The following is a 9,596-nucleotide window of genomic DNA, read 5'->3' on the forward strand; positions in this document are numbered from 1 at the left end:
TCTTGATTATTGAATTGTCACATAACACTAAACCTGCAACTGGAGTCTACCATGAAAAAAAATATGGGAACACTTGACCGGATTCTGCGTACGGTGCTGGCTGTAATTTTCGGAATATTCTATTACACAGGAATCACATCCGGCACTTTTGGCATCATTTTAATTGTATTGGGCATCATATTTCTGTTGACAAGCTTTGTCAGCTTCTGCCCCCTCTATCTGCCGTTTGGCATAAGCACCAGCAAGCGGGAGAGTGGATAAATAAAAAAAGCCGCGATTCGATCGCGGCTTTTTTTCCCGTAAACCGGATAGAAATGTTACGAGACTTCAATTTTTCGTCCGGCCTTTTCTCTTATTTTAGGTACAGATACGTACAATACGCCATTTTCATATTTAGCGCTGATCTCTTCATCATTGATTACATCGCCTGGTAATGGCAGCGTACGACTGAAGCGGCCAAATCGGCTTTCGATCCGGTGGTAGCGGCGGCCGTTGCCTTCATGCTCCATTCTGCGTTCACCGCTGATCGTCAGCAAGCCATTTTCATAACTGATCTCGAAGTCATCTTTTTGCATACCCGGAAGGGCAACCGTAACCTCAAACTCCTTGTCCGTTTCATATACATTCAATTCAGGGACAAAGGTGTTATGGGCTGCGTTTGTCCATCGGAACGTTTCTTCAAATACGTCATCAATCCAGTCCGAAAATCGGGTTGGCATTGTCGACTGCTCGTTCCAGAGTGTAGGAAAGTTGGTTTTATTTCTGAGTGCTAGCATAGGTATTACCTCCTTAAATAATACGTTGTTTCCTGTTTTAAAAAGTTTACTACCCATGATATGACGGTTATCAAAACCGACATTTTATAATAAACAAATGGTGTGCCAATCCGGTTTTAATAGCCATACTGGCACTTTTGAGCCATACACCGGTTATTAAAATTTGAACCCCGGATTTTTTTTAAAATGGACTCTATCATTCTGACAAATCGGTTTGCAAATGCGGCAGATCTGCTCTGTCAAAATGGTACATCCGTGTTACTGGTTACTTTTTTCCTCTTCCTCCCGGTGGTCTTCACCCTTGATTTCGATCGGGATGGCCCCGGTCGCTTCTCCGCTGTATAACGAAACATGGGGAAAGGGAATTTCAATATTGGCCTCATCAAGATGCCTTTTCACCTCTTCATGAATAGAGTTTTTGAGCAGCAGGAACTCGCTGGACTGCCCCCACACCCGGAGCTGCAGGTCGATTGACGAGGCCCCGAACGCATTGAAAATAACCTGTGGCTCAGGTTCAGAGAGGGTGTATTCATTTTTCTCCGCAACCTGCATCAGCACCTCACGGACCTCCCCGATATCCTCTTTGTAGGCGACCGACACCAGGGCGTCAAACCGCCTAATGGGAAAGCGGGTCAGGTTGGTCACCTCCGTTTTGATAATGGTTTCGTTGGGGATGCGTACAAACTGGTTGTCGAAGGTGCGCAGCTTTACAGAAAGCATGTCTATCGACATTACAATACCTGTAGTTGTGCCAACGGTGATAATATCGTCCACCTTAAACGGCTGCTCGGCAATGAGGAAAAGCCCGCTTATTATGTTAGAAACGCTGGTTTGGGAGGCAAATCCCAGTGCCACGCCCAAAATGCCGGCCGCTCCCAACAGGGGGGCCAGGCTCAGTCCCAGCTGCCCCATCACCATTATGGCAAGAAGCGTCAAGCCGGTATAAAACACAATTTTACCGGCCAGCATACCGTAGTGAGAGGCATAACGCTTTGTAAAAAAAGAACGGGCCCACCGGCGAATGATAAACAGCACAGGAAACCCGACCGCCAGAATGATCGCTACCCGCAGTGCAAGAACCCAGAATTCATCGGTTATTATGTTTTCGAATGCAAAATTTGAGACGGCTGTGGAATCCATTGTATAAAAATTAGCGTGCAGTGATAAAGTTGTCGTCAAACAGCTTTTTAAACGTGCGTGTGGCCAGGCTTCTCTGCACGGGATTGCGAGGCTTGCTGAGCAGCTCACCCTTGCCCAGGTGCGCCGGCAGCTTGCCGGTCATGGTGATATCGCTGTTGGAATCCTCCCCGTGATGCACAATCTGGGTTTCTCCCGCCCACAAAACCTCCCCAAAACGGTGAATACCCAGTCGTTCAACCCGCAGGCAAAATTTTTCAAAACGAAGGTCTTTTTCATCTTTGTTGGTGATCCAGATCGGGCAGTTTACGTAGTAGGGCCGGGGCACCACGCCCTCGAGACTCCTGCGGGCTTTTGTCGTTGACCAATAGCAGAGCTCCCCCTCGTTAAGGGACCCGAACCACGTCTTTGAAAGTTTTATACTCGGTATCTCCTTCAGAATATAATCCGACTTGCTAAAGCCGATCCGCATCCATACCGGAATTCGGGTGACAATCTGTATCCGGGCTCCCGGGCTGATGGTAAGCGGGTATTCGGAACTTATCACCACGGGCAAATCGGGGAACACCGGGATCACATCTATCTTTTCCGCTGCAGACTTGTACGCCCAGCGCGACCATAATAGATCACCGGGCGGGTCGGGATAGTCTCCGCGGGGTACGCCCGGCTCCTCCCCGTATCGACTGGCCACCCAAATCTCTTCGTTTTTATGCTGCATCCAGACATGCAGGGTATCAAGCACCAAATGCAGCGGCGGGGCGCCCGGCTTCACCAGATGTTCGTTCCAAGGGGTATCTACCATATGTGTATACCGTTTTTATCAGGAATTAAGGATCAGGAAATATGACCATTTTTTTACCGAGTTGACAAAATTGAATTGGGAAAATAGCAGTACAGCACAACGGGTACAATAGTTATTCCCACTTTTCACCGGATAATATTAGCGAGGGGGTTAACACTCCCTTGGGTCAACTAATCAGGCATGCAATTTTATCTATTGTCAGCTCGGGATAAGAAATAATGTTCATCCCTGGTGGCAGCATGTACCAGTGGAAAGGCGACAAAGAAACATGAATCCGCTTGCATTTAATGCTGTGGTGTGTAGCTTACGGCTGACATGAATTTATTCACAAATCACAAACTTAAATATATTACCATGACTACCGTTTTTATTATAACGTCCCTTGCTGCACTCGCAATCCCCGCATTGGCCCAGCAATCACCGGCGGCGAACGGCGATGACGAGTTTTTCGTCCACACCGTCTATTTCTGGCTCAACAATCCGGAGAGTGAAGCAGATCATCAGAAACTGCATGAAGGTCTGAATAAAATTGCGGAGATCGATCTTATCGAGCAGGCATTTGTAGGAGTGCCGGCCGACACCGACCGTGAGGTCATTGACAGCAGCTACGATTTTTCGATCACCTTTATTTTCGAAAACCTGGAAGATGAGCAGGCATATCAAACGCATCCCACACACCTCGAATTTGTTGAGGAGTACAGCCACCTGTGGAAAAAAGTCATCGTGTATGACGCGGTTCCCCCACAAAACTAGTGTCCAGTCAACCATAACCATTCGGGGTGTTACGCGATACTGGAACGCAAATGCGGCTGATGCTGCGAATTAACTACAGAGTAGTTGTTCAAACAGCACCTTCAGATGGTCTGTCCGTATAGATCAGTCTGAGGGTGGAATCCGCGTTCGATCAGTAACAGAACGAAATCCAGGATTTGACGTGACACCAGTAATTTTTACAAAATGCGTGCTGGTTACGGGTGTAATCTGATTGAGATGCTGCGCCTGTAACCTGCACGTATCGCTACCCACCTGGTATGCGAACCGGCGGGCGAGCCACTTTTTTAAACTTCGTAAATCAGTTTTCATACCCTTTGTCGATCGCGATACAACGGATACCACGATACTTTTGGGAAATCAGGATTTCCCCTACATCTGCCTGGCAAGATTAAGTGTAGCATTACAACCCACTACCAACTGAATCAAGAAGGGACTGTCCACCATGAAAAATTCGTCTATCCAGCTATTCATTTTAATACTCCTTTTCACCATTTTCCAGGGCTGCACGAATTCAGGTGCCTTTATAGCCTCCAACCAAACCAACGTCAACCTGGAGGAGGGCAATTTTCATATTGTAGCAGCCAATGTCTCCGGCAGTGCGGAATCGGGCTATATCCTGGGATTCAGCTACGGGTACGGAGTTTTGGCCAACACCATAGCCATTGCCCGTGTTGACGGCACCGGCATGCTGTATTCAGATGCGATTGCTTCATTGTGGGAACAGTATGAAGAAGAGCACGGCAGCATTGAGGGCAAAAAGCTGGCGCTGACCAACGTCCGATACGACACCGATATCGTCAATGCGTTTATCTATACGAAAGTTAAAGTTATGGTGCGGGCCGATGTCGTCGTTTTTGAATAGCAGCTTGTTCTCGTATCCTTAACAGCGCTCCCGGGGTTCCTCGACCGCGACAGCAAACAACCAGCGCGAATTTCTCACCAGGATTTCCCCTGGCAAACCTGCTTTTTCGCCAATAAATTGGATCGGATGCAAGACGTTTCATGATATTGCATGAATTTAGCCAACATTCTTGTGAAGTAAATGCCGGCTAAAACTCAGAGGCGATCTTCTCGCAAATATCCTCGAGCATTTTACGGTGGTCGCCGGTTATGGATCCTTTGGTGTGGGAATCGATATCCAACTCCCCGACAAGCTCTCCATCCTTCAGGATCGGGACCACAATTTCGGCCTTCACATCAATACTGCAGGCAAGATAATTGTCTTCCTCGCTCACATCCTGTACCACAAACGTTTCCAGCGACTCGGCCGCCTGGCCACAAATTCCCTTGCCGAACGGAATCCTTGTATGGTCGGTGGCCTCTCCCACATATGGCCCCAGTACCAGTTCGCGCTCAGCTTCCGGATCCACCAGGTAAAATCCGACCCAGTCGAACACCTCTACCTCGTCGTCGAGCAGCTCACAAATGGCAAACAGTTTCTCATCTCTCGATACCGGCCGATTTAAAATTTCCTCGGTCTTCTTTATGATCTTCTCTTTATTTTCGACGGTTGTTGTACTCATAGTCACAACTTTTTTGAATTTCTCACTTATGCCTTGAACGATAAATCTAATATTTAATTATCCCATTCCCCAACCATCATTTTATTGGCCCGGGGAATTAAAATTTGAACTGTTTTTGCCTACTTTACCCGCTATGGTTGAATATCTTCTACAAGAACCGTACTCATTTTCGGGCTACTTTCCCGGGGGCATTTCGTTCCTGGTGGCGGCCTTTACCTCCATATTTTCAGTTGCCAATCCACTGGCGACAATGCCGATATTTCTTTCGCTCACGGAAAAAGATAATGACACCCATCGTCGTTGGCTGGCAAAAAAAGCGGCTTTCTACATGTTCCTGGTACTCACCGTTTTTCTGTTTGCCGGGACCTACATCATGAGCTTTTTCGGCATCAGCCTTCCTGGAATACGAATCGCCGGGGGACTGATCATAATGAGAGCGGCCTTTTCCATGCTCAATCCCGAAGAACCGGGGCGCAAAATTTCACAAGAAGATGAGGAGTCAGCCAAAATAAAGGAAGATATCTCTTTCAGTCCACTGGCGATGCCCCTGCTTTCCGGGCCCGGAAGTATTGCAGTTGTAATCGGTCTGGCCACCCAGGCCGAGTCTGTATTTGACTATCTGCTGACTACGGTTGCCATCATTCTGGTAGCCCTTATTTCCTACATGATATTGCGGTTCGCTCCCTGGGCTACCCGATTTATCGGAAAGACCGGGATGAATGCGATGACCCGCATGATGGGATTTATTGCCCTGGCTATTGCGGTTCAGTTTATCATCAACGGTATTGCACAGTTCTTTGGGATGGGATAAAAGTATGGAGCGACATCTTACCTGATGTTCATCAACGTATCGACAAAAGATTATGGACTCTCGTTCAGCAACTTTACGGCCTCCACTCCTCTTTTTTAGTGGACGTTGCAAAACCCGTATCTGTTCAAGCCTGTTGGAAAACATCCCGGTTTTCCCATCTTCACGCCTGCTTTTTCACCCGCTCTGCCACTATCCTCATGCCGTTCAGGGTCAGCATCGGGTCCAGAGCATCAAAATACTCGGTATAAGGGGCAATCGTTGATGAAAGTCCCCCGGTGGCGATCACCCTGGCCGGCTTGCCAAGCTCATTGCGCATGCGATCGATCAGTCCCTCCACCATGCAGAGGTGTCCCAGCACCAGGCCCGACTTCATCGCCTCCACCGTATTCCCGCCAATCGCTTTTTGGGGCGGCTCCAGCGGTATCTGTGTAAGCTGTGCGGTTCGCTCCACCAGTGCATCGGTCGTAATCTTTAACCCGGAACCGATCGCCCCGCCCAGCAACACGCCCGGTTCATCCACCGCCATGACAGTGGTTGCAGAACCAAAATCAACGACGATACAGGTAGTCCCAAAATGCTGGTACGCCGCCACTGCGTCGGCCAGCAGGTCGGCCCCGATCGACTTCGGATCGCGACCCGGCACAGCGATACCGGTATCGAGTGTACCGTCTAAAACAAGCGGTTCAAACCCTGTCTTGCGGTGTAAAATGGATCGAAACGTTGATGTCAGCTGGGGAACCACGCTGCTGATGATCGCCTTGTCAACATCCGCCGGCCGGGCATTCGACTGCGCAAAAAGGCTGTCCAAAATTATGGAGTATTCATCCGACGTCCGGCCCGTCAGCGTTTGCACCCTCCACGTATGAAGCCACTCATCCTCTTCATGTAGGCCGATCACAATATTGGTATTTCCGATATCTACAGCTAATAGCATGTTGTTTCGTATCTTTTTGTTATACCTCGTGTATGCTTTGTCTGGTCCTGCCCAACACCTGCTTCAATTCCCTTCAGAGGGTAATGGCTTCGGTGCAGCATCCAATTTAACGTCCACAAATGCGAATTTCGAACACCCAATCCCGTATGAACTTCAACCAAAACCGGCGCCCCTCAACGGAGTTTCGAGACCGACTGCCGATATATTACGATTTGGATTATTAAAGCGAACCTGCTATGCTAAGAACGTTAATTTTTAATTCAAAAACATCTATAAAGCATGGCTGAACCTACTGTAGCACAAGAAGGTCCGTTTGTAATGGAAATTGAACCTGGTAATTATGCCTGGTGTGCCTGCGGACAATCCGACAACCAGCCGTACTGCGACGGCTCACACACTGGTACCGAATTCTCCCCGATTGTTGAAAAAATTGAAGAAACCAAGCGCGTTGCCTGGTGCGGGTGCAAGCACTCCGGCTCCAAACCTTATTGCGACGGTACCCATAAAAAGCTAAAAAAAGGGTAACAGAATGACTTCCGAAGCCCGGTTGACAAGGCTGCTGGATTATGATTTCTGGGCGAACAGCACCCTGCTTGAATACCTGACCGATTACGACTCATTCGAGAAGCGGGAACAGTCGCTTCGCCTTTTTTACCACATTATTGGGACCCATCATCACTGGTTTCGGCGGGTGACGGGCGCCGAATTTCCAGATACCGAAATTTGGCCCGAGCTTCGGCTGGAAGGCTGCCAGCGCCTTATTGAGGCCAATCATCAGCGCTGGGCGGAGCTGGTTGAGGAGGAGAAGGGAACCCTGGATCAGGTGATCTCCTATCGAAACAGCCAGGGAATACAATATGAGTCCTCCCTTGGCGATATCATGCACCATCTCATCATTCACGGGCAACACCACCGGTCCCAGATCGCCCTCCTCATGCGGATGTCGGACATCGCCCCGCCCGCCACCGATTTTATTTTTTATACCCGTGAAGTCGATGGATAAGGCCTGATCTTTCCAACCATATAACATCACAATAAACGGTCCGCAACAGGGGAGCAATTTCGAATTAGCATTCTCCTGTTCGCTTTGTTAGATTTGATCCTCAATTTCTGAATCTGCCAGCAACTCAATCTCATTTGCGGGAGGACCGAATCCTGAAACTCATCGAAGATCTTTTAGCCGCATTTTCCAGCTTCATGTGGGGAACACCCCTGGTCATTTTACTGGCAGGCGGGGGACTCTTTTTCATGATTTACTCCCGTTTCATCCCCTTTCGTCATTTCAGGCACGCCCTGAACGTGCTTCGCGGCAAATATGACGATCCCGACGACCCCGGGGATATTAACCACTTCCAGGCCCTGGCCAGTGCACTTGCGGCGACCATCGGGCTTGGAAACATCAGCGGAGTGGCCGTGGCTATCGCTACCGGCGGACCCGGTGCGGTATTTTGGATGTGGATAAGCGCCTTTCTTGGGATCGCAACCAAATTTTTCACCTGCACGCTTTCCATCATGTACCGTGGCCACGATTCAGAGGGGAAGCTGCAGGGCGGCACCATGTACATTGTGACAGAAGGACTCGGCAAAAAGTGGAAACCGCTGGCCGTACTATTTTCTATTGCGGGACTGTTTGGCGCCCTTCCGATATTCCAGGCCAACCAGCTGACACAGATTTTGCGGGATGTCATCTACATCCCAAACGGGTGGGTCACCCCGGAAGCTCATTTCGCCGGAGATTTCATTACCGGCGTGGTCATTTTCTTTATTGTTTCCCTGGTTATTTTCGGGGGTATAAAGCGGATTGGCCGCGTAGCCTCCAAAATGGTGCCGGCCATGGTTGTGTTGTATGTAGGCTGTGCCCTGCTCATTCTGTTCGTCAACTACGACCTGGTTCCCCACTACCTCTACCTGATTGTCACCGACGCTTTTACCGCAGAAGCTGTCATGGGCGGGGCGCTCGGTCAGCTCATCGTTACCGGTTTTAAACGCGCCGCCTTTTCCAACGAAGCGGGCATCGGAACGGCCACCCTGGCGCACGGTGCCGCCAAAACAAAGGAACCGGTGCGCGAAGGACTCGTGGCCATGCTTGGTCCCGCGATCGACACCCTGCTTGTCTGCACCATGACCGCTCTTGTTATTTTGGTATCCGGTGCGTGGCAGACGGGTAACGAAAACGGCATTATCCTGACCGCCTCCGCCTTCCAGGAAGCACTTGGCATGACGGGTCCCTACCTGTTGGTACTCTGTGTCGCGGTCTTTGCCTTCAGTTCTCTTTTCACCTACTCGTACTACGGTACCAAGTGCATGGGTTTCCTGATTGGTGCCGAAAGGCAACACTACTACAACTACTTTTACGTCGGATCCATCATTCTGGGCGCGGTGACCACGCTGACCTCCGTGATCAACCTGATCGACGGCATGTTTGCCGTCATGGCGATACCCACTGTCGTCACCTCACTAATCCTTGCTCCCAAAGTTATTGATGCGGCCCGCGATTATTTCTCCCGGATTGATACGTTTGAAGTTTACGAGTAGTGTGGGTTGCGGGATGCAGGTAAACTCTGAATAGAGCGCCCATTTTGTGAATGACCCAGACCGAACAAGGAAGAATGATTACGAAGCCCCAACAAGAAAAATGAAGCTGTTTCCCATTATAAAGGTGGTGTTCCTTTTGGCTTGATCCAAAAGGAACGTAAAAATCAAGGCGGTGAATGGGCCACCCGCTCCAGCCACAGCATGCGTGGAAGCTCGTTGAGACGCGACATGTCGCGTCTGTACTGGATTTTTCTTTGGCTTTCGCGCCCCATTCAAGGCTGGGAAGGCAGATCTACAATTATTC

At 49.5% G+C, this 9,596-nt stretch carries 12 protein-coding genes; 7 read left to right on the top strand and 5 right to left on the bottom strand.

Annotated elements, in window-relative coordinates:
• Positions 1-51 precede the first annotated feature (51 nt).
• Complete coding sequence (locus ACG2E4_RS16150) at positions 52-261, top strand: DUF2892 domain-containing protein (RefSeq protein WP_395261991.1); 210 nt, start codon at positions 52-54, stop codon at positions 259-261.
• A gap of 56 nt (positions 262-317) precedes the next feature.
• Here ACG2E4_RS16150 and ACG2E4_RS16155 read toward each other — a convergent pair whose 3' ends face one another.
• The 3 genes from ACG2E4_RS16155 to ACG2E4_RS16165 form a co-directional block, all read right to left on the bottom strand.
• Positions 318-776 carry an Hsp20/alpha crystallin family protein gene (locus ACG2E4_RS16155; RefSeq protein ID WP_395261992.1) on the bottom strand — a complete coding sequence of 153 codons (459 nt, stop codon included), beginning with the start codon at positions 774-776 and terminating at the stop codon, positions 318-320.
• Positions 777-1,034: 258 nt separating this feature from the next.
• On the bottom strand, positions 1,035-1,916 hold the full coding sequence (locus ACG2E4_RS16160) for a mechanosensitive ion channel family protein (RefSeq protein WP_395277216.1): 882 nt from the start codon (positions 1,914-1,916) through the stop codon (positions 1,035-1,037).
• Positions 1,917-1,926: 10 nt separating this feature from the next.
• Complete coding sequence (locus tag ACG2E4_RS16165; RefSeq protein ID WP_395277217.1) at positions 1,927-2,715, bottom strand: hypothetical protein; 789 nt, start codon at positions 2,713-2,715, stop codon at positions 1,927-1,929.
• A 354-nt stretch (positions 2,716-3,069) separates the two neighbouring features.
• Here ACG2E4_RS16165 and ACG2E4_RS16170 point away from each other — a divergent pair, with 354 nt between their 5' ends.
• Both ACG2E4_RS16170 and ACG2E4_RS16175 read left to right on the top strand, forming a co-directional pair.
• Positions 3,070-3,468 (top strand): Dabb family protein, encoded by a 399-nt coding sequence (locus ACG2E4_RS16170; RefSeq protein ID WP_395261995.1) that lies wholly within the window; start codon positions 3,070-3,072, stop codon positions 3,466-3,468.
• A 463-nt stretch (positions 3,469-3,931) separates the two neighbouring features.
• Positions 3,932-4,351: a DUF6567 family protein gene (locus ACG2E4_RS16175; protein WP_395277218.1), complete on the top strand. Its 420-nt coding sequence runs from the start codon at positions 3,932-3,934 to the stop codon at positions 4,349-4,351.
• Positions 4,352-4,538: 187 nt separating this feature from the next.
• Here the strand turns inward: ACG2E4_RS16175 and ACG2E4_RS16180 are convergent, their stop codons facing one another.
• Entirely contained in the window at positions 4,539-5,012 is a 474-nt protein-coding gene (locus ACG2E4_RS16180; protein WP_395261997.1) for a GAF domain-containing protein, read from the bottom strand.
• 133 nt (positions 5,013-5,145) lie between these two features.
• Here ACG2E4_RS16180 and ACG2E4_RS16185 point away from each other — a divergent pair, with 133 nt between their 5' ends.
• Positions 5,146-5,823 (top strand): MarC family NAAT transporter, encoded by a 678-nt coding sequence (locus tag ACG2E4_RS16185; protein ID WP_395277219.1) that lies wholly within the window; start codon positions 5,146-5,148, stop codon positions 5,821-5,823.
• Positions 5,824-5,983: 160 nt separating this feature from the next.
• Here the strand turns inward: ACG2E4_RS16185 and ACG2E4_RS16190 are convergent, their stop codons facing one another.
• A complete protein-coding gene (locus ACG2E4_RS16190) occupies positions 5,984-6,757 on the bottom strand; it encodes a type III pantothenate kinase (RefSeq protein ID WP_395277220.1) in 774 nt (257 codons plus the stop codon).
• A gap of 279 nt (positions 6,758-7,036) precedes the next feature.
• Between ACG2E4_RS16190 and ACG2E4_RS16195 the strand changes: the two genes are divergently transcribed.
• From ACG2E4_RS16195 to ACG2E4_RS16205, 3 genes are all read left to right on the top strand, one after another.
• Positions 7,037-7,282 (top strand): CDGSH iron-sulfur domain-containing protein, encoded by a 246-nt coding sequence (locus tag ACG2E4_RS16195; protein ID WP_395262000.1) that lies wholly within the window; start codon positions 7,037-7,039, stop codon positions 7,280-7,282.
• A 4-nt stretch (positions 7,283-7,286) separates the two neighbouring features.
• Positions 7,287-7,760 carry a DinB family protein gene (locus tag ACG2E4_RS16200; RefSeq protein ID WP_395262002.1) on the top strand — a complete coding sequence of 158 codons (474 nt, stop codon included), beginning with the start codon at positions 7,287-7,289 and terminating at the stop codon, positions 7,758-7,760.
• Between the two features lie 194 nt (positions 7,761-7,954).
• On the top strand, positions 7,955-9,292 hold the full coding sequence (locus tag ACG2E4_RS16205; protein ID WP_395277221.1) for an alanine/glycine:cation symporter family protein: 1,338 nt from the start codon (positions 7,955-7,957) through the stop codon (positions 9,290-9,292).
• Positions 9,293-9,596: the final 304 nt, after the last annotated feature.

It is taken from the genome of Halalkalibaculum sp. DA384 (genome assembly GCF_043951955.1).
GTDB lineage: Bacteria > Bacteroidota > Rhodothermia > Balneolales > Balneolaceae > JAMQKA01.

Coding starts and splice junctions, on each gene's coding strand:
- ACG2E4_RS16150 (WP_395261991.1), top strand. CDS start 52: ATGAAAAAAAATATGGGAACACTTGACCGGATTCTGCGTACGGTGCTG.
- ACG2E4_RS16155 (WP_395261992.1), bottom strand. CDS start 776: ATGCTAGCACTCAGAAATAAAACCAACTTTCCTACACTCTGGAACGAG.
- ACG2E4_RS16160 (WP_395277216.1), bottom strand. CDS start 1,916: ATGGATTCCACAGCCGTCTCAAATTTTGCATTCGAAAACATAATAACC.
- ACG2E4_RS16165 (WP_395277217.1), bottom strand. CDS start 2,715: ATGGTAGATACCCCTTGGAACGAACATCTGGTGAAGCCGGGCGCCCCG.
- ACG2E4_RS16170 (WP_395261995.1), top strand. CDS start 3,070: ATGACTACCGTTTTTATTATAACGTCCCTTGCTGCACTCGCAATCCCC.
- ACG2E4_RS16175 (WP_395277218.1), top strand. CDS start 3,932: ATGAAAAATTCGTCTATCCAGCTATTCATTTTAATACTCCTTTTCACC.
- ACG2E4_RS16180 (WP_395261997.1), bottom strand. CDS start 5,012: ATGAGTACAACAACCGTCGAAAATAAAGAGAAGATCATAAAGAAGACC.
- ACG2E4_RS16185 (WP_395277219.1), top strand. CDS start 5,146: ATGGTTGAATATCTTCTACAAGAACCGTACTCATTTTCGGGCTACTTT.
- ACG2E4_RS16190 (WP_395277220.1), bottom strand. CDS start 6,757: ATGCTATTAGCTGTAGATATCGGAAATACCAATATTGTGATCGGCCTA.
- ACG2E4_RS16195 (WP_395262000.1), top strand. CDS start 7,037: ATGGCTGAACCTACTGTAGCACAAGAAGGTCCGTTTGTAATGGAAATT.
- ACG2E4_RS16200 (WP_395262002.1), top strand. CDS start 7,287: ATGACTTCCGAAGCCCGGTTGACAAGGCTGCTGGATTATGATTTCTGG.
- ACG2E4_RS16205 (WP_395277221.1), top strand. CDS start 7,955: ATGTGGGGAACACCCCTGGTCATTTTACTGGCAGGCGGGGGACTCTTT.